Raw genomic sequence first — 25,089 nt, forward strand, 5'->3', positions numbered from 1 at the left:
TAGTCGAAATAAGCATAGCCATAAAAGAAACTAGTCATGTTTGTCTTGAGCAAGTTCATTGTTAGATCCTCTCTTTTAAATGATTGTTTGATTAAAAATATTAAAACATCTCTCATTGATTCTGTCAAGCTTTTAAGCAAAAAATCAAACAAGGAAAAGAGAAAAAGAGAAAAAGAAGATTTTTTCCTATCTTTCCTGCCTTGGCCGGTAATAACGGCGGCCGTCCTGGGACAAAAGCGGCGGGGTAAATTCTCCCGGCTTGGTCGTGGACAGTTCAGTCGTGATGGCATTGACCGCCGCGTCCAGGTCGTCGATCCGGTGCAAAAGCTCTGCTTCAAGCAGCGCCGGCAGTTTTGGTGACCCGTACTCATAGCGGCCATGGTGGGATAAGACCATATGCCGCAGTAAAAGCAGGTCTTCACTGGCCAGATCGATTCCCAGTTCCTGGGCGGCCAGCATCAGCTGCTCGTCGATCAAAACCAGGTGGCCAATCAAGTTGCCTTCTGCCGTGTACTGAGTCGCAACAGGCCCCGACAATTCCAGCACCTTGCCCATGTCGTGCAAGATGCAGCCGGCATAAAGGAGCGACCGGTTGACGGCTGGGTAGTTGTCAGCTAAGCCTCTGGCGTCTTTCAGCATGGTCAAAGTGTGGAAGGCCAAGCCGCCCTTATAGGCGTGGTGGTTAGACTTGCCAGCCGGATAAGCGAAGAAGCGGCTGGACCACTTTTTCAAAAGGAAGTCCACCAGGTCATGCCAGTGCTTATTGTCGATCTGAGCCACAAAACCCTTGATCTCCTTCTCCATCTCAGCTGGCTTTTCCGGAGCAGAGGCCACCAATTGGCTTAAGTCCACCTGGTCATCTGGGCTGACCGGATGAATGCTGAAAAGCTTGATCTGGTCATGGTTGTGGTAGTCCTCAATCATCCCTGAAGCCTCAACTACCGTACCGGCATTGAAGCGGCTGGCGTCCTCAGCCTTGGCCTGCCAGTAATTGGCCCGGATGCTGCCAGAAGAGTCGGCCAGCTGCATGAGCAGGTAGTGCTTGCCCCTCTTGTCTTGGCGCAGCTGGGAATTCTTGACCATCAAGACCAGATCAAATTCTTCCCCTTCATTGTAATCGAGCAAACGTTTAAGCATTTTGCTCCCCCTTCTTATATTTGATTGGCGCGGCGCTGACGGCTTCAGCCAAGTCTTCTCTGGCCGTAAAGACCAGGATCTGCTTGTCTTCGCTCATCTTCTTGAGCATGTCCATAATGTAGCCGGTCCGCGGGCCGTCAAAGTTGACGAATGAATCGTCGATCAAGACCGGCAGGTCGATCTTGTCCTTGATCTGCATGACAAAAGCCAGTTTCAAGGCAAAATAGAGCTGCTCTTGAGTCCCCCGGGACAGGTAGGCCAGGGGGATTTTCTTTTTGTCTTTTCTGACCACCTTAAGCGGGGTCTTCTTGGACAATTTGGCTGGCAAAAGGATTTCCTGGTAGCGGCCGCCAGTCAGAATTTCCAGGTAGTCCTGGGCTAATTTCAGCATCTTCGGGAAGCGGTCGTTTGAGGCCAGATCCAGAGTCCGGCCAATGACTTCCCCGGCTAACAGGCTGGCCAGGTAGTCCTGGCTGTCTCTTCTGAAGCTGTCGGCAATTTCAGCCAGCATCTGCTTGTCTTCAGCTACCTGGCTGGAAGAAGCGTAGCGCTTTTCATCCGCCAAAAGGTTGGCCATTTCCTGCTGGCGGGCTGAGACGGCTCTTTGCTTATCAGCCAGCTCTTTTTCCAACTCTTGCTTTTGCCCCAGCAATTTTGCAGAATCCAGGCCATTTTCTTCAAAAGCAGCTAACTGGTCACCCAAGTTGTTCTTTAAAGCAGTAATCTGGGCGGCCAGGGCCTTTTGCTCCTGTTGCTTTTTGGCCAGGGACTGGTAGCCTGCCAAATTTTCCACCCCGGCAGTCTGGTAGATGGCCAAAAGCTGCTCAGTTAAATCACTAATCTGCTTTTGGTAGTTCAAGTTGGCCGCCTTGACCTCCTGGCTCGCCCGTAGAGCCGCGCTCTCAGCTTCCACCTGCTCTTCTAAGCGGCCCAGCTGCTGGCTGATAGCCGCAATGTCGCTGCCTTGCAGGCCCAATTGCCGGGCCAGATCAGCGGCCTGTTTTTCTTTCTGGGCCAGTTCTTCCTGGGCATTTGCCAAGTCTCGCCGGTTGATGGCCAGGTCCCGGTAAGGGGCAAGCAAGGAGTCGACCTTAACGCTGGCATCGATGCCGTACTTTTCCTTAAAGGCGCTAGCCTTGTCCGGCCCCTTGGCAGGCTTTTTGAAGTAGGCATAAGCCGCTAAAGCCGCGCCGGCAAGGATTAACAATATTGCCAAAATCCGTTTTTGGCCGATCAAAGCCAGACCAATTATGGCCACGATCAAGCCGACATATGGCGGCAGGGTCTTTGGCGTTTCTTCAGTTTTTTGGCTTTCTTCCCAGTCAGCCTGCATCTGCTGGAACTGGTCCATGGATAAATCAGCCACTTGGTCTAAATGCGGGGTCAGTTCTAAGAGGCTGGCCTGCTTTTCTTCCAGCTGCTTGACCTGCTGCTTAAGCATTTCCAGGCTCTGGCTGATTTGCCCCAGTTCCTGCCGCCAGGCCCGGACCTGGTCCTTTCTTTTGGCCAAAAGGGCTGGGTCGACTGCTGCTTCTTCCTCCTTGATGGAAGCCTTGAGGGCCTTGATCTGGGCATTAAGATCCAGGGCCTTTTGGTAGAGCTCCTGGTCAAAAACTACCGGGCTGACCTGCTTTTTAAGGTCTAAATAAGTCTGGTAGTTTTTCACCTGCTCCAGCTGCTTGTCCAGCTTACTTAACTGGCCATTTACTTCCTGGACTTCTTTTTCCAGCTTTTTAGCTTCTTTTTCTTCAGCCAGCCGCTTGCCTTCCAGCTGCTGGTAGGCGTCAAATTCCTGGCCGTCAGAAGCTACCTTGTCTCTTTGCTCAGCCAATTTGAGCAAGTCCTGGTTGACCGGGGCCTTCTTCCCGCTTGGCTTGAAGAGGTCTTTGGCTTCCTTGTCAAAGTCGGCCCGGATGGCCAAAAGCTGGCTGCTCTGGGCTGCCCCCAGATAGTAGATGTTCTCCAGGATCTCGCCTTCAGACAAGGAGCTGACCTGGCGGAGGAGGTCTTCGTTAAAGATAAAGCTTTCAGCGTAAAAGCTCCCGTCAATGTTTTGAATCTGGTCGTAAAAGACGCTGGCTGGGACTTCCTGGCCGTTTAAGAGGACCTTTACTGCCCCGGTCTTGCTCTTGTCCCCCTTGCTCCAGGTCCGCTCCAGGGTGAATTCTCCTTCGCCGCTGGCAAAGACCAGCTGGCCCCCCATCGGGTAGCTCTTGGTCAGGGGTTCATAGTCTTCAAAAAAGACTGAGCTGGTGTTTTTCAAATTGAAGCCAAAAAGGATCTGCTTGATGAAGGCCACGGTCGTACTCTTGCCGGCTTCATTGCCCCCGAAGAAGGCCGCTAAATTGCCCTCTGGCAGGTCAAAAGTCTCCTGGCTGAACTGGCCGAAATTGTAGATTTGAATCTGCTTGAGTCTCATTCTTCTCCCCCAGTCATTGCCTGCAGGCGGCTGGCCAGCTTGACGGCCACCAAGTCCCTGACCTGACCGCGGAATTCCTCGTCTTCTAAAAGGTGGCGGGCATATGGGTCCTTCTTGGCCCAAGAAGCGGCCAGCTGCTGGATTTTCTCGTCGGTCAGAACTTCTTTTTCAGCAGCGGCCAGGGCTTCCCGGTCGCTGTTGTTGAGGCTGACCAGGCCCCGGATGGATAAACGGACGTCAACCAATTGTGATGGCGCCAAAGCCGCGGACAGGCCGGCCCAGGCCTCCTGGTCCTGCCAAAGGTCGAGCTCTTCACTGGTCAAATATTCTGAGCCCGAAATCTTCAAGCTGAAGTAAGTCTTGCCTTGACTGTTTTTTTGCAAAAGCTCCAGGGCTTTAGCATGTAAATTGCTTTTATCAATTGCCTGATCCAGCTCTAAAGTCAGCTGCTTCCAGGTAATTGGGGCCGTCTGGACAAAAGTCAGGCTGGTCTGCCCGCTGGTCTCATCGACTTCAGCCAGGTAGCAGCCCTTCTCCCCAAGTTCGCCGACATCCCGGCCTTGGATATTGCCGGGGTAAACGATCAGCGGCTTTTGACTTAAAATTTGCCGGGCGTGGATGTGACCCAGGGCAAAGTAGTCGTAGCCCAGCTCCTTCATCTTGCTTAAATCGAAAGGAGCGTAGACATTCCCGCTAGCCGCTCTTTGGGCCGCGTGCATAAGGCCAATTGTATAGCCCTCTTTTTCCGGGAACTGGTCCAAGAGGTCTTCTTCAATGTGGTTCTGGCTGTAGGAAAAGCCGGTCACGTTGTAGGAGAAGCCATTTTTAGTCTTGAAAAATTCCCGGTCAACTTTTTCCTGGTCGCCCAAGAGGCAGAAGTATGGGCTGTTTTCAAGCAAGAGATCCTGCCGGGTCATGTAGTCGTGGTTGCCGAAAATCATGACCACTTGGATCTGGGCGTCAGTCAGCCGCTTTACCTGCCGGGCTAAAAAGAGCTGGCTGGCTGGAGACGGCTTGTTTGAGTCAAAGGTGTCGCCGGCGATTAAAACCAGGTCAACCTCTTCTTTTAAGGCCAGGTCCACGATCCGGGTCAAAGACTGGGCAGCTGACTGACGGATTTCAGCATATTCCCTGTTTGGCAAAAAAGATAGTCCACGAAAGGGGCTATCTAAGTGCGCGTCAGCTAAATGAATGAATTTCATGATTAGGCTTTTCTCAAATCCTCGTATGCTTCAGACAAGGGCTGGCCGATATTCTTTTGTACGTCATTGAGCAGGGTGTAAACTGCTTGTTCTGCCAAGAGCATGTTTTGCAAGGTGGTGTTTTGGCCGACCCGTTCATTCAAGCTCTTGAAGTGGTCTTGCTGCTCTTCAGTCAGTTCCTTGCCAGTTTGCTGAGCTTCCATGATTTCCATTTGGGCAGCGTCCAGTTCCTTGAACAAGGCAAGGCTGTCAGCATCTGCCTTAACGGCGTCCATGGCTTGCTTTAAAGCAACAAACTGTTGGGTTTCCCGCAAGTCGTTAGCTAATTGGTTGGCAGTGTCGTAAATGTTGACCATTTTTTCTTTTCTCCTTTTTTTATTCCATAAAAATTCTGTTTGCTTATTTTCCAGTAATCTTATTGTACCATGACTGAATCGTTGATTCGGCATTCTTTACCCCATCGCTGATCGATTCTTTCAGCTTCTGACTCCAGCCCGATGAACTTGAAGACGAGCTGGAAGTTCCGTTGCTCTGGGCCAGGGAATCGGCCGATTGGACGGTGAAGCTGGTCTGCTTGCTGTAAGGCAAAATCCTGGTCATTTCGTCCTTATAAAGGGTGGTGATCCCGGTTTCAGAAATCCCCTGCATGTAGTGGTTCTTGTCGGTTGTGTCAAAGCCGACCCAGGTAGCCACGACCACGTCCGGGGTGTAGCCGACGATCCACTGGTCCTTGGTCCCGTAGGCAAAAGATACTTCAGTAGACCCGGTCTTGCCGGCTACTGAGTAGCCCGCTGGTTTAGCGTTAACGGCTGTCCCGGAAGTGAAGACGCTGAGCAGCATCTGGGTCATCTCCTTGGCCGTGTCAGCTGAAATGATCTGGCTGGTCCCGGTATTGTTGTTTTCCGCGATCACGTTACCGCTGGCGTCAGTGATCTTAGTAATCATGTAAGAGCTGTCCGGCAGCTTCCCGCTGTTGGCAAAAGCCGAGTAGGCCCGGGCCATCTGCAGGGGACTGACCCCGGTGGAAACCCCGCCCAAGGCCAGGGCCAAGTTCTGGTCGCTCTTTGAGACGGTAATGCCAAACTTCTTCAAGTAGCTGACCCCGGTGGAAACCCCGATCTTGTTTAAAAGCCAGACAGCCGGGACATTTTTGGACTGGGCTAGGGCCTGGTACATTGGGATCGTGGTCGAATACTGGTTGTCGACGTTAACCGGCTCATAGCCGTTCTTGCCGAACTTCTGCCGCTTGTTGGAGAGGTCAGAGTCATAGTGGTAGCCATTCTCCAAAGCCGGCGCGTAGACGGCCAGGGGCTTGATGGCACTGCCGGGCTGGCGCTGCATTTGCGTGGCCCGGTTGTAGCCTCTGAAGACATGCTTGCCGCGTCCGCCGACCAGGGCCTTGACCGCCCCGGTTTTGGGGTCCATGGCCACGCTGGCTCCTTGGGCCCGGGAGGTGCCGGCTGGGTTGGTCGGGAAGTTGTATTTATTCTTGAAGCTGGCCTGCATGGACTTTTGGTAGTTTTGGTCCAAGGTCGTGTAGATCTTCAGCCCCTTGCTCATGATCTCGTTTTCGCTGAGGCCATACTTGCTGATGGCTTCAGAGATGACGGCGTCAAAGTAGTAAGGATACTTGTAGCCGCTGGTGGCCTTGTAAGTGTCGACCAGGTTCATCCCCTCTTTTTTGGCCTGGTTGGCGGTCTTCTGGCTGATGGACTTGTTGTCGACCATCAGCTGCAGGATGAGGTTTCTTCTGGAAACTGAGTGCGAGAGGGAATCGATCGGGTTGTAGTAGGAAGGGTTCCGCAAAATGCCGGCCAGGGTTGCCCCTTCAGCTACCGTCAATTGGCTGGCGTTCTTGCCGAAGTACTTGCGGCTGGCGTCCTGGACCCCGTAAACCCCGTTGCCAAAGTAGGCATTGTTGAGGTACATGGCCATAATCTGCTTTTTAGAATAGACCTTGGTCACCTGGATGGCGTAGAACATTTCTTCTACCTTCCGGGACAGGGTCTGCTGCTGGGTCAAAATAGAGTTCTTAACCAGCTGCTGGGTGATGGTCGACCCGCCCCCGGCGATATTGCCGCCATGGATGACGTAACTGACCGCCGCCCGGAGAATGCCTTTCGGGCTGATCCCGATGTTGGTCCAGAAGGTCCGGTCTTCGGTGGCGACTACGGCCTTTTGGACATTGGGGGAAATCTTGCTCAAGCTGACATAGGTCCCCTTGCCTGAAGAGACGGACCCGGCTTTTTTGCCATTCTGGTCATAGATAACCGTGGTCTTAGCCAGGGAAGCCTGGAGGTTGGACAGGTTGGCTGTTTTGACTTTAAAGGTATAATAAGAAGATACAGCTAAAAAAAGGCTCAAAACGATCAAAATCAACCATCTTATCAGTTGGAAGCGGTAGTTGATCCTTTTCAGCCATCCCCATAAGCCCTTTTTAGGCTGGGAGTCGTTCATTTGTTTACGCGCTTTGCGCCTGTTTTCCATTGATTTCTGCTCCTTCGTTAGAACATAGTCTAAACAGTTTGATTTTAACATAAAAGCTGCCCGCGGCTATCTTCCAAGAAGCAAGTTATCCATTTCTTAATTGCGCTAATAAGGTTTTTAGAAAGAAAATACATCCAGTCATGATCTATCATTTCAGCTTAATCTATCCCGCAAACCGTCCTCCCGTCTCCGTCAGCGACCTGCTCAGGCAGCTCTTAATTCCTCGCAAGTGGCGGCACTATCTAAGAACTGAGAAGCAGGTTTTAGTCAATGGCCAATACCGCAGCTTCAACCAACTGGTCAAGGGCAATGAAAAAGTTGACCTCAACTTAGACCAGGTGGAATCGCTCCAGGGGGACTACCCGGCCAGTGGCCACTTGCCAAAAGTCGTCTATGAAGACGAAAATGTTTTAGTCATTGACAAGCCCAAGGGGCAAAAGACCCACCCCAACCAAGGCGAAAACGGGACAGCCCTTAATGACTGCGCCAGCTACTTAGGCTACAGCCCTTACATCGTCCACCGGCTGGACATGCTGACGGGCGGGCTCTTGCTGGTCGCTAAAAATCCCGCTGTCGTCCCGATTTTGAACCGGCAATTGACTAGCAAGACTTTAAGGCGAGACTACCTGGCCACGGTTGATTTAAACAAAGCAATACCCGATAGCGGAACAATTGACCTGCCGATCGGTCAAGACCCGTTTGATCAAAGAAAAAGACAGGTCAGAGCTGACGGCTTAAAAGCGGTCAGCCACTTCCAGGTTTTAGAAAAAGACGAGGAAAAAAAGCAGGCTAAACTGCTGGTAACTTTGGAAACTGGCCGGACCCACCAGATCCGGGTCCACTTGTCGGCCTCGGGCTGGCCGATCGTAGGCGATCCCCTCTACAACCCTAATTTTGCCGGCGAAGACCTAGCTTTAACTGGCTGGCAGCTGACCTTTGTCAAACCCTACAGCTTTGACCAGGTTACGGTTAGATTGGACAAATGACAGCAAAAACTTAATAAGAGCAAAAGAAAAGGCCCTGTAGCAGCAAATGCTGTTACAGAGCCTTTTCTCATGAAAAACATTCTGAAGATTCAGATTATTCTTCGTTAAGTGAGCTTCTGTCGAATGAAGCGTCAGCTTCCTTGTCGTCGATTGATGGAGTACCCATCCAGCTGATCATTTCCTTCATTGAGTCAGTGATAGCTTCAGTACCTGGCAAGAGCAGCTTACGTGGGTCGTAACCCTTCTTGCTCTTGTCTTGGTCCTTGCCTTCTTCGATGTACTTGCGAGTAGCTTCTTGGAATGCAAGTTGGAATTCAGTGTTGATGTTGATCTTTGAGATACCCAAAGAAATTGCCTTTTCGATTTGGTCTTGAGGAATACCTGAACCACCGTGCAATACAAGTGGAGTTTCAGGAACAGCTTCAGCGATTTCCTTAAGACGGTCGAAGTTCAAGCCGCTCCAGCCTTCTGGGTAAACACCGTGGATGTTACCGATACCGCAGGCAAGCTTGTCAACGCCAGCAGCTACGAAGGCCTTAGCGTCTTCTACTGAAGCAAGTTCGCCGGCACCTTGGTTTTCACCGATCTTGCCGATTTCAGCTTCAACAGAAATGCCGCGTTCGTGAGCCAGCTTGATGATTTCCTTGGTCTTGGCCAAGTTTTCTTCAGTTGGCAATGCGTGACCGTCGAACATAACGCTTGAGTAACCAAGCTTGATACATTCAACAGCTGAGTCGTAGTCACCGTGGTCCAAGTTCAAGATAACTGGAACTGAGATGTTCATAGCGTCCATTGAGTCTTCTACCAAGTCCTTAACGAGCTTGTAGCCACCCATGTACTTAGCAGCACCAGTTGAAACTTGAATCAACAATGGAGTTCTGGTTTCTTCAGCACCACGAAGAAGAGCGCGGGTCCATTCCAAGTTGTTAGTGTTGTAGGCACCAACAGCGTAGTGTTCCTTACGAGCCTTCTTAAAAATGTCATTACCGTTAACGAAATAAGCCATAAAAATACCTCCTAAGCTTCTTACGACTCTATTGTACCCAATAATGAATATTTGAGCAAACAAATTCTTGCCTGTAAGCGTTTTATACTAAAAATATTTGTGTTCGCTTTCTCTATGCGGAATTCCTAGCGCATTTTGAGGACAACCTTGCTGCCAACAGGCAGGCCGCCGCTCAGTCTTTGCTCATAGAGCCACTTGGCATCGCTGACCGACAAACGGACGCAGCCATGACTGTCCGGCTTCTTGCCCAGGGTGGTTAAGTGGGCTCCGCCCTTGTAGCCATAGTGGTAGTTGCCGGCCTTGACCCCGGAATTGAAGTTGTTGATCGGGACTGAGTGGAAAAGGTAGACCCCGTGCTGGTGGTAGGAAACGTAGTAGCGGGCCCCTACCCCATCATTATTGTAGAAGACCTCACCAGCTTCTTCCTGGATCCGGTAGTTGCCAACTGGGGTCCGGCTTTCGCCGTTCTTCTTGATCGCGCCCGGGGAAGCATACATGGTGTAGATGACTTTCTTGCCGGACATGACATAGGCCCGGGCTCCGAGGATAGAGACGCGGATCCAGACATTCTTATACTTGGCAAGGTCTGGGTACTTGCGCTTGGTTTCGCTGGAGTACAGGTAGTAGCGGCCGGTCATCGGACGCATGTCGCTTGGATCAGCGTATGGTCTGTTGTTTTCTTTCTTGGCGACCCGCTCCTTCTTAGGGGGATGCTCCTGGACCTTGCTTTTGCCGCCGACTTCCGGCAGGGGCTCAAAGACTGGAATGATCATCAAGCACGCGATTATGGCAATCAGCAGCATTCCGATACGTTTATGGGCCTTGTTCATCAATTACACTCTTTTCCTAATCTTCTTTTTATAACTCTGCAACCGCCAGCAAAGCGATTTCACAAAGGATTAAGTTTATTATCTTACAAATCACATGAAAAACCTAGTCAAACCACTTCAGTTTGCCCGAAATTTAAAGAAAAAGCAATCCAAAAAGGATTGCTTCATGAAAACTTATTTGATTTGTAATAAACGACATCTAACTGTAAAACGGGTCGTGCCGTCATAAGTACATGTGAATAGGCTGAGGTCGTACTTACTGCGGACCATCTTACTGATGGCGGTCGGCTGCAGGACTTCCATTTTCTGAACCTGGTAGACGTAACGCTGGCCAGTTGCGGCTTCAAAATAAATCTTGTCGCCGACTTTCAGCTGGTTCAAGCGGCCAAAGTGGTTCACGAAATTGTGCCCGGCCACGGTCCAGTCCCGGTCTTCTGCCGTCCCCGTATAAGTCGCCGGAGATACTTCCAGCTGGCTGAAGCGCCACTTGCTAGCTACCGGCAAAGTCAAGTTCAAAGTCGGGAAATTAAGATAACCACTGTAGGCTGTTCCGTTGACTTTAATCGTGCTCTTGCTTGATTTCTCAGTCTTTGGCGCCTGCTCGATCGTCCGGACGATTGCCTTGGCAGAACTGCCGGCGCGGTAGTCCTCAATTAGGTTGTGAGCCAGCAATAAGCCGGCCAGCAAGATAAAGATGGCTCCTAGCGCCATTTTGATTCTGCCCTTTTTTCTCATCTTTCACCTTTCTTCTGATCAGCCCAGCCCCAGACAAACAGGGTGAGGCCCGCCAAAGCCAAGAGTGGGATCGGCCAGTTCAATTGCCCGGTCTGCGGCAAGCGCGGAGTTTGCGGCAAAGTCGGGACCGTGCTGCCTGTCGGTGTCTTGCCATTGCTCTTGCTGGTCTTCTTCTTAGCCGTAATCGTTGGCGTGCCTGGGTACTGCGGCTTGCTTGAAACCTTTCGGTTACTTGAGCTTGAAGAAGACGGCGTACTTGGCGTATTAGGTGTGGCCGGATTAGACGGCGTCTTCTGGGTGTCCTTTGGCTGAGCTACGATATTATTAACCGTCTGCCCGTCAATTGTATATGGCAGAACCAAGCAGAAGGGGTTGATCTTCTCATAGCCAGCAGCGCTGGTTGTCTGCACTACCAGATAGACCGCGTTTGACTCCAGGCTGATTGAGGCATCCCCGCTGGATGAAATCTCAGTTGTCTGCGCGCTGAGCTGCTTGTCAGCAACATAATCAGCCAAACTGTTGGCAAAATTCGCCGTCATAATCTCATTTTGCGACAGGCCAGCGATATTCTGGCTCATTTCGGCAAAGTCACTGGTATATTGATACTTTTTCGCTGAATCAAGCTTGGCAACTTGATAAACCACTAAATTCCCGCCGGAAATCGCCTTGCCAGTCTTCTGGTCCCGCATCTGCACTGTCAATGAGCCAGTATCAGCTGCTTGAACAGGATTGACCACGGCAAAAGCTAAAAACAAGCTGAGCAAGGCCACTAACAAGCCAACTTTGTTCGACTTGGAAAGCAAGCTGTCCACCCTCCTTCTATTTATGTCTTTCTTGCCTGTGTTCCTTTATCAGTTGGCCCAGCCAAATAAGAACCAGGAGGAACATCAAGGCTACTACACTATAGTATACAACTTTTTTAAGCGGCAAATGGAAGGCATCCTTGGTCTTCTCTGCCGGATTCTTGACCCTGACTCCCCTGATCAAAAGCCGCTTGGTATTGATCCCGTAAGGAGTGCAAGTCAGCAAGGTGCAATAGTCCTTGCCTTTAACAACTTTCAAATATTTAGAGCTGTCCGGCTTGACGACATGAATCGCGTCGACTTTATAGCTGATCTTCCGGTCTAAAACAGTCACTGTAAAATGGTCACCCAGTTTGAGCTCATCCAAGTCCGTAAATAGCGTCGCGCTGGGCAGGCCCCGGTGGCCGACCAAAACCGCGTGGGTCGACTTACCGCCAATCGGCAAGCTGGTGCCTTCCATATGACCGATCCCATCCCCCAGGACTGCCTTGGCCGTGCCATGATAAATCGGCAGATGGACCCGGATCTTGTGAATATCGACATAAGCCATCACGTCTGTTGATGGCACCACCATGTCTTGCCAGTAGCCGGGGATAATTTTGGGATGATAAAAGGCGGCTGGCGTTTGAGCTAGCCGCCTATTATACTTTCTGGCCTTGGCAAACAAGTTGGCTTTCAGCCGCTTGTTTTGCCTGGCCGCCAGCTTCGCGTAGGCGTCAGCCTTCCGGCCACTGTTTTGAGTATTGAAGTGGTCGCTGACGATTGGGTACAGGGAGATGGCAAAGCCGGCCAAAATGACCACTAAACGAATGATCAGCGTATTTCTCTTAGTTTGCACGCTTCTTCTTCAAGCTTGGAGCTGCGATAGCGGCAATAACCACCAGGGCACCTGCTGCCAGGAAGATGTAGCGGCCCATGCCACCAGTGCTTGGCAGAACGAAGGCGCTGTCGGACTTGTTGTTCACAGTGGTTTCGATGACGCCTGAAGCCGTGTCAGCTGACAAGGCAGAGTTATTAACAGACAGTGAAGTCAAAGCAGCATCAGCAGAGTTTTGCTTGTCAAAAGTTGCTGAAATCTTGAAGTCGATGTCAGCAGCCTTCTTGTAGCCCTTTGGCACCGTGCTTTCGACGATCTTGTATTCACCCTGGTCAAGACCGGAGAATTCGAACTTGGTCCCGTCAACGATCTTGGCAACAATGCTGCTGTTGTCAGTAGTCTTGTCCGGGTCGATCTTAGCGATAGTCTTGTAAGTGTCGCCATCCTTCTTTTGCAGGGTAAAGCCCGCTCCAGTCAATGGCTTATTGCCGTTACCAGTCTTGTTGACTACCAGTTCGTAAGTGTAAACCTTGGCATTCTTGTTGGTAGTCGTGCCAGTACCGTTGCTGTATGGGTTGTTGGAGTAAGTCAGCTTAACATTGTTGACGTTGCCAGCTTGACCGACTACGGCGTTTTCGTTCAGCTTGGTGTTGTAAGTTACGACGATGGTGTCGCTAGTCTTAACCGTGCCAGCTTCAACCAGCTTCTTAAGGTCAGTCAATTCAACCTTGAAAGTGGTGCTGCCGTCGTTGTTCTTAGTAGTAGTTACAGTGTAGTCGGTACCCTTGGTCAATTTAGTAGCGCCAGTAGCGTTGATCCCCTTAGCATAACCAGAAGTTACGTTTTCAGCTTGAACAACGATTGAGCTTTCGTCCAAGGTCAAGCCCTTTGGCAGGGTGTCAGTAAAGTAGTAAGTGTAGTTGTCGTATGACTTGATTTGGCTGGAGATGGTCCCAGTAACCATAAATGGAACAGTGTCGCCAATGTTGTAGTCAGTAGCGTCTACATAGTCTCTTGAGCTAGTAGCACCCGGGTTGCCTTCCAGAACCTTCTTGTGAACAGTTGGAGTGGTGGACTTAACGTTCAGAGTCACGTCCTTGTTAACCAGGCCAGTCAGCAGAGTTGCTGAGTAGTTGTGCGGGTCACTTGCATTGTCCGCGGTCGCGTCAGCCAGCAGGTAGTAACCGGCGTTGTCAGTAGACAGGGTGTTTTCCCCGCTCTTGAAGGTCTGGTCAGCTTCCAGCTTGGCTGAACTGATCCCCTTGTAGGCAGCGTCAGCGAACTTCCGCAAGGTTGCGTCTTCACCCGCAGTTGAGTTGTCTGACTTGGAGTGAGCCTTGATGAAATCCTTCAAGCCATCAAAGTCGCTGACGGTTTTACCGCTGGCGTCACTTGCGGCCTTTAAAACGATGTCCTTGTACTTGCTGTTTAAAGTGTAAGTTACGGCATCGTCAGAACCGACTTCAGCCTTCAAAAGCTGATAGCCATTGTACTTTGAATCAGTACCGTTGATTGTTACCTTGATTGAACTGGCCGCGTGGACAGTCTGCAGGCTGGCCGGAATGGCAGCGAGCAGGCCGAACAGCAAAACCAGGGCGCTGAACAGGCTGCTCAGCTTTCTCGTCATTTTACTAGTCATGTTTTCCTAACCGAATCATAAAACTTACTAAATCTTGATAATCACATCAGTATTGGTAAGTTTTTCTGATATTCCTTTCTAGTTAAATCTACGGGTAGATTCAACTTGGCAAAAGAAATCAGATTTTTAACCTTTTGAAGTTAAGGTCAGTGAGTACGGTTGGCTGTCAAACAACGCCGGATGGCGTCATCCAATAGCTTTTTATCTACCCCACTGAAAACTTTTAGCATGGCAGTCTTGAAGGCATCTTGCCCGCAAAAAAGCAGGCAAGCATATCGTGATGCCTTCTCGAAGCAGTCAAGCCGCGATTTTAATACCCCGAACTAAGTTCGTTAAAGCTGACTGCTCTTACATGCTAGAGCCTTCAACGTTGTAGTATTACTAGGCTTATGCTTCTTTTATCCGACTGTCAAGAATTTCCTTAACTCGCTTGTAAGGCGTGTAAAGCGTAATTTCTTCGTCAGTTAATCTACTCAATATATTTTTTGCAGCGGCGATGTTCGCATTCATCTCGCCGCATTTCTTGCATTTAGTCAGTTCATGATGACTGCCGTATCTTTCCTCAAAATGCTGCCCGCAGATCGGACAGTACTGAGAAGTATATGCCGGATTGACATCATGAGTTTCAATCGAATTCTTGCTTGAAAGATATTCAATGCGTTCATCCAGTTGGCCCTTAGTCCATGAATTCAAGCGCTTGCGCATTTTTCTTGCGAATCTGCTGTTATCTGATTTGACGCCTTTTTCTTTTACGAACGTCAAGTCTTCCTTGGCAATGACTGCCGGATGCTCTGTCTCAATCATCCTGTTTATCGCACAGTTGATAAAGCTTCTGACAGTTTCTTGCGCTGAGCGGTAACTCTTGTCATACGACTTTCTGCCGATATTGTTCTGCTCCAGATTCTTAAGCTTGCCAAGCAGTTTTCTTTTCTTCTTCGAAGCTGTCCTAGACAAAGGTTTGTCTGCCTTTTCCAGTTGCTCAAGCTGCTGATTGAGCAGCCAGCGCAAACTCATATAAGGCTGCCGATTTGCGTTTCGCTTGCCGTACTTGTCAACGATGGCATTGGCAAGCTTGCTAAAATTTTCACCATATTCATTGCCACTGCTGCAGGAAAGAAGGGTGGCAAGCCCCTTGTCAATGCCGATCGCCTTCTTTGAATTGTTACTGTAACGCTTGCTAGTGATCAGCTTATGAACTTCGAGGCGCTGCTTGATGCGGTCTAGCACTACTGTGATATCGCCGGTGCGTGGATAACTCCACGGGCTGGTCATCTCCACAGAAAACTGCTTTCTAGGCACGTCTGAACTGAATGAAAAAATATTTCCTTCAAATGCCCAATTCAAGTCACACTTCATGCTAGAGCCAAGCTTGCCCGACTTGCGTGCTCGGTAGTGATAGCGATACGTAATCCGGCGTAAGTAGCTGTATGCTTGCTTGATTTGCTTATCCGTCAGCTTAGCTTCTATTTCAGTTAAAGCTTCGGCATATTCTTCCGGCAAATCGATTGGCTTGTGAAGAAGAACGGCTTGCCATGCACTTTTAAATTTCAAGATAAAGAACAAAAGGTGGCGCTGATCTGCAGAAAGATTTTCATTTCCTTGAATCACTTTCTTCAAGCGGTTAGCCAGATTCGACCACATACTTTTTATGTTGGCACATGCCTCGCGGAGAGCACCTACCCAGTGCTTGGTCTGAAAGTTGTAGACTGTTTCCAGCTTTCCTTTTGCGCCTTTAACCGGTTTGTCCCACTTGCGAACTTGGTTGCGCAGGGCCTGCCAGCTATTAACCGCAAGCATCGACTTGATGCCGCAGTAGCGGTTCAAAAAGAAATGCCGACATCTGCCGTATCTTTCAAAGAAGTCGGACATTCTGGCAAATTCTTCATCGCTTAACTTTTTGGAGTAGACTCTAACTGTCTTGGGCTGAGTCTTTGTCACTGTCTGCTTGATTGAAGAGCTTTTTGCTTTCTTGGATGACTCTTGCATTCTGATGCGACCTCTTTCCATACAGCTTAGCTGAGAAAACAGTGATTATAGATAAAACATCTTCGACTAGTTCTGAATTTGGATCAACGTTGTCTGTCTGATTGATGACAACCAAGTCTACGTCGTTTGCCTGGCAGATTGTCTCAATCATTTCAAAGCCAAAACGAACAAGCCGGTCTTGGTAATTTACCACGACTCGTTCGCACTGCTTCTTGCAGATCATGTTGATCAGCTCTGTCAGGCCCTTTTTCTTATAGTTAAGACCAGATCCAACGTCTTGAACGATCTTAAACTGATAGCCATTGACTTCGCAATATCTAGACACTACGTCCTTCTGCCTTTGGAGGTCTTCTTTTTGATGACCAGAAGAAACCCGGCAATAGCCGATGGTCAGTAGCTTCTTAGGCTTAGATGCCTTCACATTTCCTTGCAGAACTTCATCTAGCATTTCTTTAGTGTAGCGACGTTGATTGGAGGCGGTTCTAAGCGGTGTAATCAATCCCTCAGCTTCCCAATTGCGGAGAGTTGACTTGGCAACGTTAAGGTACTCAGCTGCTTTTGATATGGACATGTATTCGCTCATCGTTTCTTCCTTCCAATCTTTCGATATAGATATTATATCAAGAATTGGTAAGAAACGTTGCTATTTAGCATCGGATGAAATGAATAATTTTTAGCAGTTACACCCTCTTTGTTTACTCTTTCTTTTTTCTCTTTATGCTGATTCTCTCTTGTTACTCTGCTGATTTACTTCTTTTTCCTTCTGGCTGTCCAGCTAGCTGTCAAGGCCGCGCTGACGCCGATCGCCGCGTAGGCCCAGATACCGGTCGCGCCGGCTTTTGGCAAGGCAAAGTTTTCACTCTTCGCCTGGTTCAAGATGGTGATCTCCCCATTCTTGATCCCATTGTTGTTCCGGTAGCTGCTGGTGTATCCTGGCACCGCCTCCTCTTCTGCGAAATATACTAAGCTGTTTCCATCTTTATCTTCTTGCGGCAAGTCACTCCAGACATATTGCCAGTTGTTGGCACTGGAGAGCTTGACCGTGTCAACCAAGGTCTTACTAGTCTGGTCAATCGCCAGCTGCGGATCTGTCTTGTCGATTTCCGGTGAATTGATCCAACTGTTGGCCTTAATGACGATATTTGTATCTTCATTAAGGGCACTGGAAGCAAAAGCCTTGCTGCCAGACTGCAGCTGCTGGTCAATCCCGTTAACCAGGACGCTGGCTAAGCCGGAACTATCAATGGCTCCCTGCTTTTCCCAAGACAGGCTGACCGTGCTGCCCTTGGCGACTGTCCAGTCATAGCTGCTATTTGTATTGCCCCAGCCATCTATAACGGTTACCTTGACCTTCACCCCATCCAGCTTCTTGACAGCCCGGTAGAGGTGAACCGTAATTTCCGGCACTCCAGCCTGGCCGGCCGTGCCGTCATGGTTCAGCCAGGTCTTGCTTACCTTCAATTGGCAGTAGCTGTCTGGCACGTAGATTGAGCCGCCGGCACTGGCAAAGAAGTGAACGTTCTTTTGCCCGCCAATTTCATTTTGGATATTTGCAGCAAGACCGCTGTAGATCTCGCTCTTGCTCTTCTTGCCGTTCATCCAGGACAGGTAGTAGTAGTTCTGGTTGAGGCCGTAGCCTTCTGGCGCCTTAGTTTCCTTGATCCGGTAGACCGCGTTGTTGTCTAAGTCAGCAACAACAACCTTCCCTTCTTTATCTGTCGTCAAGTTTGATGAAACCTTCTTCCAGCTGCCGTTGTCCTGTTCTTCCAGGCTGAACTGGGCTCCTGGCAAAGTCTTGGCATTGTTGTCCGCGTCGACCTTGTAGACGGTCACCTTTTTAGCCGCGATGGAAGCGGAGGAGTCGCTGTTGGTCAGTTTGCTGGAAGTATTTGCTGAGTAATGGCCAGCCAGAGAAGCGCTGTTGGAAACAGTCGGATCAATGTTGTCCCCACTGTCAAAACTGTAATGGTAGACCAGAACGCAGGCCTGCTTGTCTGGCAGTTCCAGCTTTAATTGCTGCTTGTCTGGGTCATAGTTCAAGCTGTATAAGCTTGGATCTAATTCCTTGCCCAAGTGGTCCTTAGCAGTTGGGTCATACTGGTAAAGCTTGGTTTCTTTCAATTTAAGGTAAGCCTGCATCCCGTCCGGCATGGACAACTGGTCGGTCAAAATAACCGTGTCCCCGTTTGGATTAAGGTCATCAGCCGCTGGATTGATGTTGACCTGGTAAGCAACTTCATTGGTCAAGCTGCCACTGGCGTCCTTGACCTGGCTGCCAGTCTTGGCCAAAACAGGAACATCCCGGTTGATGGTCGTCTTCTGGCTGTCTTCATCACCTTTGAAACTGGCGGTGTTGACATAAGTCTCGGACTTATTCTTCATGTTTTTCCAAGCACTGTCATCTTCAAACGATGCTTCGTAGGTCAGCTGGATCTTTTGGTCATTGCTGCTGTCGTAACCTGCTGGCAGGGTAATAGTCAGCTTGGTCTGCCCGTCAGCAGTTTTCTCAGCTGCGATCTGCGGCTTTTGTTCCTTGTCCAGGTCATAGCCGTTGTCTTGCTTGGTCCAAGTGTACCAATCGTTTGAGTAAAAGGCCGCTTTAAGGGATCCTTCAACATAGGTCAAGCCTTTTGGCAGAGTGTCCGTAACGACCAATTTGCCGCTTGAACCCTTGTCCACGTCAAGCAAAAGCTTGTAGTAGATCTTGCCGTTGGCCTTGTCAATATCTGACGTAATCGGCTTGCTTTGGTAACTGCCCGCATCACCAGTCAAGCTGGCCAGCTTGCTGATGTGGTTCTTGACTGAGAAGCTGTGCTGGTCATAGCTTTCCTTGTTTTGCTTCTTGTCATTGACGCTGACCAAGGTCCCCTTGTTGTAGTAGGTCCAGGTTTCACCGGCAACTGCTTCGCTGACCTTGGCACGGGTTGAATAGTGAATCGTGTACTTAGTCGGCGTCAAAGTCTTGCCAGAAACGGCCGTCAGCTGCAACTTGAACTTCTTGACTGGAGTAGATGAGTCAGTATTTGCAACGACCTTCCCGTCCTTGTCATAGCAGGTCAGTTCCAGCTTGTAGTCTCTGCCTAAAACATAGCTGCTGTTTTCGCCAGTCAGACTTTGCTGGCTCTTGTCAGTCAATTCCCGGTAGAGCTCACTTGCTAAAGCGTAGTGACTGCTGTTTCCCCGGTCAACCGCGGCTTCATCGTGACTGGTATAGCTTGAAGCATTGTAGATGTAGTCTTCATAAGTCAAGGTTGACAGCTTTTCACCAGTCAAGGTCATATCTGAGTGCCACTTGTAGCGCTGCTCATCGGCATTCAGCTTTTCTTCTGAGTCATACTGTTTCTTTAAGTCAAAATTGCCAGTTTCTTCAGTTACGGTTGTTTCGCCGCTAGCCGTATAGCTGTGGCCGTCACCCTTGAAGTCAGCCTTGTTGGTCACCTTGGTGTTTGCTGGTAAAGAAGCTGTCTTTGTCTTGTAGACGATCTTGAAACTGTGCTTCTTCAAGCTGTCCGGCAACTTTGAAAAGTCCAGCTGAATCTGGCTGTCGCCTTTTTTGCCCTTAACAATCACTTTATTCAAAACATTTGCTGACTGACTTGAGTCATCGTTGTCAGTGATCGTTATGTCGCCGTCCAAAGTCAGCTTGTTTGGCAGATCATCACTAAGCTGGTAGTGGCTGATATCCCGGCGGGCGTCATTGACGGTGATCGTCCAATCGATCCCGCCCTTGCTGTAATTGCCGGATTTGTCAACCAGAGACTTGGAAACTGTCTCTTGGTCTCCACCATAGCTTTCTTTTTTCCCGGAGGTCGCCTTAACGTTGTTGCCAACCTGCACATAGCCGTTAGTCCCGTCTTTAGGGGTAATTCCAACTGAGTAGGTGATCTTGTAAGATTCACCCTTGCCCAGTTGCGGCAGATCTTTAATTGTAAAAGTATTGTTGTCGATCTGCGGCTTGTAGTCTGACAGACTCATCTCTGTCTTTTGGCCGCTGGCATCTTCTTTGACAATCTTGAAGCTGCCCTCTTTATACTTGCCGGTCGCATTGTTGATCCAAGCCAGCTGGTCAGTCACATTGACCTTGTCCGGGCTGCCGTTTTGCGATGAAACGGTAACCGTGTAGTCTACTTTATTCTGGTCGCTGGAGACTTGGCCAGTCTTTTTGACGGAAATGTCTTTTGTTTCCGTTTCCTCATGCTTCTTAATCGTAATGCTGGTTCCCGATCCCGGGAAAACTATCGGCTTATCGCTAGAGGAGCTGGATTTTTCCAAAGTCCCGGTGACCATCAGTTCCGCTTTTTCCAGGCCGGCAGCCGGATCAAAATTGTCATTGAAGCTGATCTCAACTTTCCCAGAAGTAGAAATAGTGTAGTCACCGATTATCTTGCTGGTGTCTTTCTTGTCATAGACATGACCGGACAGTTCTTTGTCGATCTTGAAGCCATCGGGGAACTGGTAAGTAACCTTGCCCTTGGCCGCTAATGAATCATGCGGAATCGTAAAGTCAATCTTGGCTTGCACGTTTGCCCCGTTCTCCAGGCTGCTGCCGCTATCGACCTTGACCCATTTGGCCTGGCCATTGATATTTTGCTTGGTCGAAATAGTTATATCCTTAATCCATTTTTCTTCAGCCAGGTCCGCGCTGCTCTTAACTGCAGCTACTGCTGAAGAAGGGGCGAGAATATATTCCGCTATTCCGGCCCCACATGGCAGAAGCAGGCTCAAAGTGAGCACAAGTGCCGTCAGCGAGTGGAGAAGCTTCCAGCAGCTCTTCTTTTTAACCCATTTCATTTCAAATCACCCAATTTATCATCTTTTCTCAAAGTGAAACTTTTTATACTGCTTTATCCAATTGTTAAGGAACTAATTATAACGTTATTCCTACGCCTATAAGGCATAAATAACATTAAGTTAATACACAAACTCATCACCCCTTAAAAAGCCGGGGCTAAACCTTCAACTATCGTCTTAAATATAGGCCTCTATCATCTTTTACGCAAAATTATTTCACAAAAAAGTAATTAGTTTTTAGTTATCATATGGGGCTTAAATTTAATTCACAAAAATAGTTGAATTGTATTACAGATATAGTTTTCTATACGCAGCCATTACACATCTTTGTAATATCGTAATACTAGTCGTTTTAAGTCTATACAAGACAAAAAAACAGGGCTCTTTCACTTTCTGTGAAAAAGTCCTGTTTACTTTTACATTAACAAGCAATATTGCTCTTTTGACCAGAAATTCTACTTAAAGGCCTACTTATACTTGATAACGACCTTGGTCCCTACCTTCAGCTTGCCTGAAGTCCGTTGACCGTACAGCCAGCGGGCATCGCTCAAGGTCAAGCGGATGCAGCCGTGGGAGTCCGGCTTGGTCCCCTGCACAGTCAAGTGGGCATTGCTGCCGACGCCGCCGTAGCCATAGTGGTAGCCCTTGTAGTAGACACCAGAGCCGTAGTTGTTGATCGGCACGCTGTGGAACAAGTAGTCACTGCCATAGTAGGCCATGTAGTAGCGGGCCCCTACGCCGTCTGATGAGACAAAGGACGGACCATAGGCTGCCTTGATCGAGAAGGTGCCGCGCGGCGTGTCGCTTTGGTACTTGCCATTAGTCATTTCAAAACGGCCGGCTGACGAGTACATGGTGTAGATGACCTTCTTGCCGCTCATGACGTAGACCCGGTTGCCCAAAATGGAAACCCGGATCCAAACATTCTTGTACTTGGCCAGGTTCGGGTAAGCCCGCTTCTCGCTTGACTTGAAGTAGTAGTCCCCGGTCTTGGCCCGCATGTCTGCTGGGTCATAGTAAGGAGCGTTGGCCGGCTTATGAAGGACCTGCTTGTAGCTAACCTTGACCGTAACGTTCTTGGTCTTGCTGGTTACCGTCTTGGCCTTAACCTTAGTCGTGCTGCGCTTGTAGCCGCTTATAGTAGGAACCTTATAACTCTTCCAGGTCCCTTTTGACCACTTGCCATAGCTCTTCTTAGAGCTGGTCGAAGTCTTGGTCAATTTGCCATCAGTATAGCTTTTAGTTGTCGTGGTGGTCGTCGTCACCGTTCTGGACAGCTTAACCTTTTGGGTGATGGTCTTGTTCTTGCCCGGACGGTCCAAGATGATCTTCCGGGTCTTGGTTACATATTGCTTCTTCTTGCTCTTCTTGACCGACTTCTTGGTCGTCACGACTGAAGACACTTTAACCGTGATATCTACCGTGTCGGTCGACTTGTCGGTGTAGGTTACTAAAACAATCCCTTTAACCGTGCCAGCCTTGGCGGTGCTTGGCGCCTGCTTCCAGGTCACGCTGGCCACGTTCTTGAGACTGGAAAGGTTGCTGATAGCTGAGCTGGCCGACAAAGTCTGGCCAACCTTGGCAGTCAAGCCAGTCTTGGCGACCGGGCTGTTCTGGCTGGCATAACTGGTTACTACTAAGTCGACTGCAACTTCACTGGTCGTCCCGTCAGTATAAGTGATGACTACCGTTGCCTTCTGGCTGCCGGCAGTTGACACGTCTGGCGTGGTCTTCCAGCTGTAACCCTGAACGCTCTTTAAATCAGACTTGTTGCTGATGGCGTCAGAAGCATCCGGCAGAGTGCCCACGGTCGTGGTCATCTTCTGCCCTTTGGCTTCCTGCTGGTTTAAAGCAGTTGATGCATCCGACGTATCCGTAGTCGTATTAGTTGACGTATTGGTCGTCGTGTCCGTCGTTTGCGCCGTATCCGTGTCGGCCAAGACAGCTTGGCTGCCGATTCCGCTGGTCAGCAGGGTCAAAGCGGCCACTGAAAGCAGGGTAAGATACTTTGACTTTTTCATAATTTCCTCCGATATCTAACAGGTGCTTAGGCGCTTCATCAAGCGCGGCATATAAGCAGAGATTTGCGTTGGCCGGACAAGGTAGGAAGACTGGTAAAGGTCGTCTCCTGCCCTTGAATGGCAGTAAACCGCTGCTAAAACGCTGGTCAGCTTGGGTCCAAACTGGCCAATAAAAGCGGCAATAATACCGGCTAAAGTATCGCCCATTCCACCCGTAGCCATCCCTGGGTTGCCGGCTGAATTGCGGTAGATTTCACCTGTAAAACCATATACTCGCGTTCGATGTGCCTTCAAGACCAGTATAACATTTTTCATTTCGCCCGAAAACAAACGCGAAAGAGCCGCTTGATTGGCCTGGTCTTCCTGGTCAGTAATCTTGATCCCGCTCAGCCTCTGCCATTCCATCTGGTGGGGAGTCAGAACGACCAAACCAGCCTGGAGATTTTTGAGCAGGTCTGGCTTTTGGCTGAGCAAGTCTAAAGCGCTGGCGTCAAAAATTATCGTCTGCTTTAGGCCTGCATACTTGCAGACTGCTTCCAGAATTTTCCAGGCTTTTTCATCCAGGCCCAGGCCCGGACCGCACAAAATTACGTCAGACTTGGAAATCTGCTCAGCCAGATCTGAATTGTAGTCAAGCACGGCCGCTTCCGGCAGGCGGGAATGGAGGGCGGCTAAATTGACCGGGTCAGTCGCTACCGTCGTTAGGCCCGCCCCAGAACATACCGCGGCCTCAGCAGCCATGCTGATGGCTCCGCCGTACTGGCGATTTCCGCCAATCAGCAGGACCCGGCCGTAATTGCCCTTGTGGCTTTCAGCCGGCCGGGGGCGGACCACCTGCCGGGCTAAATCTTCATCAATGCTTTTCATCTTACTTGCTGCCAAAAATGCTCCGCCACAGACGGACGAAGAAGTTGGCCTCCTGATTGTCCTTGGTTGCTACAGCTGGCGCGGTCACCGTCTTACCGCTAAGAGATGGCAATTTTCCGCTAGTTGCTGAAAACTTGTAGCTGGCCAGCTTGCTCCCCTTCTTTACAGGTGCTGATACTGCAGTCTTGGACAAAGAGGTTTGCAGCTTGCTGCCCTGCTTGGCCCAGATGGTCACCGTCTTGCCCAAAACAACTTTGCTGCTGGTTTCCTTGCCTTCTGGCACCTTGACCGTGTTAGCCCCGCTGATGCTGGACCCCTTCTTCAAGGTAACAGCCGTGTAGTTTTGGTAAACATAGTGCATCAATTTGGCCGTCTGCACGAAACGGGACGGGTCCTGGCTGTTTGCGTGCTTGGCGCCCAAAACTACAGTGATGATCCGGTGGCCGTTTTTCTTAACAGTCCCGGCGAAGCAGGCACCTGCTTTGTCAGTCGTCCCCGTCTTCAAACCGTCAACTGGCAGGTCAGAATAGTAGCTGCTGAGCCCCTTCAGCATCCAGTTCCAGTTGGTCATCTGGCTTTGAGTTGAGCCGGATGAGAAAGTAGCGCTGGTGATTGAAGTCGTCTGCAAGACTTCCGGGAAGTCCTTTAAGAGCTTCTGGCAGACGATAGCCATGTCAGTGGCTGACATCTCATTTTCAACATTCTTGCCTACGCCCGGGTAAGCCGCTGAGCCAAGGTTGCCGTTGGCCAAGCCGCAGGCGTTATAGATCTTGGCGTCCTTGATCCCCCAGCTGGTCAAAAGCTGACGCATCTTTTTAACAAAAGTCACCTGGTCGCCGCTGACAGCCTGGGCCAGGGTCATAGCTGCCCCATTGGCGGATTCGATCAGAGTAGCCCGGTAGAGCTCCTTGATCGTGTAGGCATGGCCACTGGTCAAAGGCACGTTGGAATACTCGGAGTTCTGGCTGACCTTGGCAATCGCGGACGTTGGCTTGGCCGTGCTGGTCCAGGACAGCTTGCCTTGCTTAATGGCCTGCAGGGTCAGGTAAACCGTCACCAGCTTGGTCATGGAAGCAATCTGCCGCGGAGTCGTGGCATTCTTGGCATAAAGGATCTGCCCGCTGTCGGCATCAACGGCAATCGCTGCCTTGACGTCCAGGTTCAGGTCCTGCTGCTGATAGTTGGCAGTTGCCGCGGAAACCGGCGCCGCCTGCCAAGTACTTATTCCGGTCAGCAAAAATCCACTGGCTGCCAGACTCAGCAGCGCCTTTTTTATCTTTTTTAACAAAATCGCTCCTCTTTTCAAAAAAAATTACGAAAATTTTGAATTAGCACTTCCATTTTACCAAATTTTTGCTATTAT

General features: G+C 49.8%; 18 protein-coding genes. 1 reads left to right on the forward strand and 17 read right to left on the reverse strand.

Annotation, left to right across the window (positions count from 1 at the left end; genetic code table 11):
• Positions 1–186: 186 nt before the first annotated feature.
• From ACYVUU_RS07645 to ACYVUU_RS07665, 5 genes are read right to left on the reverse strand one after another with little or no spacing between them, the layout of a single operon-like run.
• The gene (locus ACYVUU_RS07645; RefSeq protein ID WP_484500536.1) at positions 187–1,137 is read right to left on the reverse strand and encodes a 3'-5' exoribonuclease YhaM family protein; all 951 of its coding nucleotides are present in this window, start codon (positions 1,135–1,137) and stop codon (positions 187–189) included.
• Entirely contained in the window at positions 1,130–3,556 is a 2,427-nt protein-coding gene (locus ACYVUU_RS07650; protein WP_484500537.1) for an ATP-binding protein, read from the reverse strand. Before ACYVUU_RS07650 ends, ACYVUU_RS07645 begins: the two co-directional genes overlap by 8 nt.
• A complete protein-coding gene (locus ACYVUU_RS07655) occupies positions 3,553–4,758 on the reverse strand; it encodes a metallophosphoesterase family protein (RefSeq protein ID WP_484500538.1) in 1,206 nt (401 codons plus the stop codon). The genes ACYVUU_RS07650 and ACYVUU_RS07655 overlap by 4 nt, the downstream gene beginning before the upstream one ends.
• A 2-nt stretch (positions 4,759–4,760) precedes the next feature.
• Positions 4,761–5,114 carry a YlbF/YmcA family competence regulator gene (locus ACYVUU_RS07660; RefSeq protein ID WP_439775169.1) on the reverse strand — a complete coding sequence of 118 codons (354 nt, stop codon included), beginning with the start codon at positions 5,112–5,114 and terminating at the stop codon, positions 4,761–4,763.
• A gap of 43 nt (positions 5,115–5,157) precedes the next feature.
• Positions 5,158–7,215, reverse strand: a complete 2,058-nt coding sequence (locus ACYVUU_RS07665) for a PBP1A family penicillin-binding protein (protein WP_484500900.1) — start codon at positions 7,213–7,215, stop codon at positions 5,158–5,160.
• Positions 7,216–7,385: 170 nt separating this feature from the next.
• Here ACYVUU_RS07665 and ACYVUU_RS07670 point away from each other — a divergent pair, with 170 nt between their 5' ends.
• A complete protein-coding gene (locus ACYVUU_RS07670) occupies positions 7,386–8,231 on the forward strand; it encodes an RluA family pseudouridine synthase (protein WP_484500539.1) in 846 nt (281 codons plus the stop codon).
• A 94-nt stretch (positions 8,232–8,325) separates the two neighbouring features.
• Here the strand turns inward: ACYVUU_RS07670 and ACYVUU_RS07675 are convergent, their stop codons facing one another.
• The 12 genes from ACYVUU_RS07675 to ACYVUU_RS07730 form a co-directional block, all read right to left on the reverse strand.
• Positions 8,326–9,237 (reverse strand): ketose-bisphosphate aldolase, encoded by a 912-nt coding sequence (locus ACYVUU_RS07675; RefSeq protein WP_215440933.1) that lies wholly within the window; start codon positions 9,235–9,237, stop codon positions 8,326–8,328.
• Between the two features lie 125 nt (positions 9,238–9,362).
• A complete protein-coding gene (locus tag ACYVUU_RS07680; RefSeq protein ID WP_484500540.1) occupies positions 9,363–10,067 on the reverse strand; it encodes a L,D-transpeptidase in 705 nt (234 codons plus the stop codon).
• A gap of 174 nt (positions 10,068–10,241) precedes the next feature.
• Positions 10,242–10,802, reverse strand: coding sequence for a sortase (locus ACYVUU_RS07685; protein ID WP_484500542.1), 561 nt, complete (start codon positions 10,800–10,802; stop codon positions 10,242–10,244).
• Positions 10,799–11,605: a pilin N-terminal domain-containing protein gene (locus tag ACYVUU_RS07690; protein WP_484500543.1), complete on the reverse strand. Its 807-nt coding sequence runs from the start codon at positions 11,603–11,605 to the stop codon at positions 10,799–10,801. Before ACYVUU_RS07690 ends, ACYVUU_RS07685 begins: the two co-directional genes overlap by 4 nt.
• Before the next feature lie 16 nt (positions 11,606–11,621).
• On the reverse strand, positions 11,622–12,443 hold the full coding sequence (locus ACYVUU_RS07695; protein ID WP_484500544.1) for a class C sortase: 822 nt from the start codon (positions 12,441–12,443) through the stop codon (positions 11,622–11,624).
• A complete protein-coding gene (locus ACYVUU_RS07700) occupies positions 12,433–14,049 on the reverse strand; it encodes an isopeptide-forming domain-containing fimbrial protein (RefSeq protein ID WP_484500545.1) in 1,617 nt (538 codons plus the stop codon). The genes ACYVUU_RS07695 and ACYVUU_RS07700 overlap by 11 nt, the downstream gene beginning before the upstream one ends.
• A gap of 399 nt (positions 14,050–14,448) precedes the next feature.
• Positions 14,449–16,047 (reverse strand): RNA-guided endonuclease TnpB family protein, encoded by a 1,599-nt coding sequence (locus tag ACYVUU_RS07705; RefSeq protein WP_484500546.1) that lies wholly within the window; start codon positions 16,045–16,047, stop codon positions 14,449–14,451.
• Positions 15,971–16,630, reverse strand: a complete 660-nt coding sequence (locus ACYVUU_RS07710; RefSeq protein ID WP_484500548.1) for an IS607 family transposase — start codon at positions 16,628–16,630, stop codon at positions 15,971–15,973. The genes ACYVUU_RS07705 and ACYVUU_RS07710 overlap by 77 nt, the downstream gene beginning before the upstream one ends.
• A 164-nt stretch (positions 16,631–16,794) precedes the next feature.
• On the reverse strand, positions 16,795–20,838 hold the full coding sequence (locus tag ACYVUU_RS07715) for a SpaA isopeptide-forming pilin-related protein (RefSeq protein ID WP_484500551.1): 4,044 nt from the start codon (positions 20,836–20,838) through the stop codon (positions 16,795–16,797).
• A 467-nt stretch (positions 20,839–21,305) separates the two neighbouring features.
• Positions 21,306–22,859 carry a Rib/alpha-like domain-containing protein gene (locus tag ACYVUU_RS07720; RefSeq protein WP_484500553.1) on the reverse strand — a complete coding sequence of 518 codons (1,554 nt, stop codon included), beginning with the start codon at positions 22,857–22,859 and terminating at the stop codon, positions 21,306–21,308.
• 15 nt (positions 22,860–22,874) lie between these two features.
• Positions 22,875–23,726 carry an NAD(P)H-hydrate dehydratase gene (locus ACYVUU_RS07725; protein ID WP_484500554.1) on the reverse strand — a complete coding sequence of 284 codons (852 nt, stop codon included), beginning with the start codon at positions 23,724–23,726 and terminating at the stop codon, positions 22,875–22,877.
• A gap of 1 nt (position 23,727) precedes the next feature.
• Positions 23,728–25,014 (reverse strand): serine hydrolase, encoded by a 1,287-nt coding sequence (locus tag ACYVUU_RS07730; protein ID WP_484500556.1) that lies wholly within the window; start codon positions 25,012–25,014, stop codon positions 23,728–23,730.
• Positions 25,015–25,089: the final 75 nt, after the last annotated feature.

The organism is Lactobacillus sp. WILCCON 0058, from assembly GCF_057198005.1.

What these genes read in the sequence shown, in the direction of transcription:
- ACYVUU_RS07645 (WP_484500536.1), bottom strand. Translation starts at nt 1,137, where the DNA reads ATGCTTAAACGTTTGCTCGATTACAATGAAGGGGAAGAATTTGATCTG.
- ACYVUU_RS07650 (WP_484500537.1), bottom strand. Translation starts at nt 3,556, where the DNA reads ATGAGACTCAAGCAGATTCAAATCTACAATTTCGGCCAGTTCAGCCAG.
- ACYVUU_RS07655 (WP_484500538.1), bottom strand. Translation starts at nt 4,758, where the DNA reads ATGAAATTCATTCATTTAGCTGACGCGCACTTAGATAGCCCCTTTCGT.
- ACYVUU_RS07660 (WP_439775169.1), bottom strand. Translation starts at nt 5,114, where the DNA reads ATGGTCAACATTTACGACACTGCCAACCAATTAGCTAACGACTTGCGG.
- ACYVUU_RS07665 (WP_484500900.1), bottom strand. Translation starts at nt 7,215, where the DNA reads ATGAACGACTCCCAGCCTAAAAAGGGCTTATGGGGATGGCTGAAAAGG.
- ACYVUU_RS07670 (WP_484500539.1), top strand. Translation starts at nt 7,386, where the DNA reads ATGATCTATCATTTCAGCTTAATCTATCCCGCAAACCGTCCTCCCGTC.
- ACYVUU_RS07675 (WP_215440933.1), bottom strand. Translation starts at nt 9,237, where the DNA reads ATGGCTTATTTCGTTAACGGTAATGACATTTTTAAGAAGGCTCGTAAG.
- ACYVUU_RS07680 (WP_484500540.1), bottom strand. Translation starts at nt 10,067, where the DNA reads ATGAACAAGGCCCATAAACGTATCGGAATGCTGCTGATTGCCATAATC.
- ACYVUU_RS07685 (WP_484500542.1), bottom strand. Translation starts at nt 10,802, where the DNA reads ATGAGAAAAAAGGGCAGAATCAAAATGGCGCTAGGAGCCATCTTTATC.
- ACYVUU_RS07700 (WP_484500545.1), bottom strand. Translation starts at nt 14,049, where the DNA reads ATGACGAGAAAGCTGAGCAGCCTGTTCAGCGCCCTGGTTTTGCTGTTC.
- ACYVUU_RS07705 (WP_484500546.1), bottom strand. Translation starts at nt 16,047, where the DNA reads ATGCAAGAGTCATCCAAGAAAGCAAAAAGCTCTTCAATCAAGCAGACA.
- ACYVUU_RS07710 (WP_484500548.1), bottom strand. Translation starts at nt 16,630, where the DNA reads ATGAGCGAATACATGTCCATATCAAAAGCAGCTGAGTACCTTAACGTT.
- ACYVUU_RS07715 (WP_484500551.1), bottom strand. Translation starts at nt 20,838, where the DNA reads ATGAAATGGGTTAAAAAGAAGAGCTGCTGGAAGCTTCTCCACTCGCTG.
- ACYVUU_RS07720 (WP_484500553.1), bottom strand. Translation starts at nt 22,859, where the DNA reads ATGAAAAAGTCAAAGTATCTTACCCTGCTTTCAGTGGCCGCTTTGACC.
- ACYVUU_RS07725 (WP_484500554.1), bottom strand. Translation starts at nt 23,726, where the DNA reads ATGAAAAGCATTGATGAAGATTTAGCCCGGCAGGTGGTCCGCCCCCGG.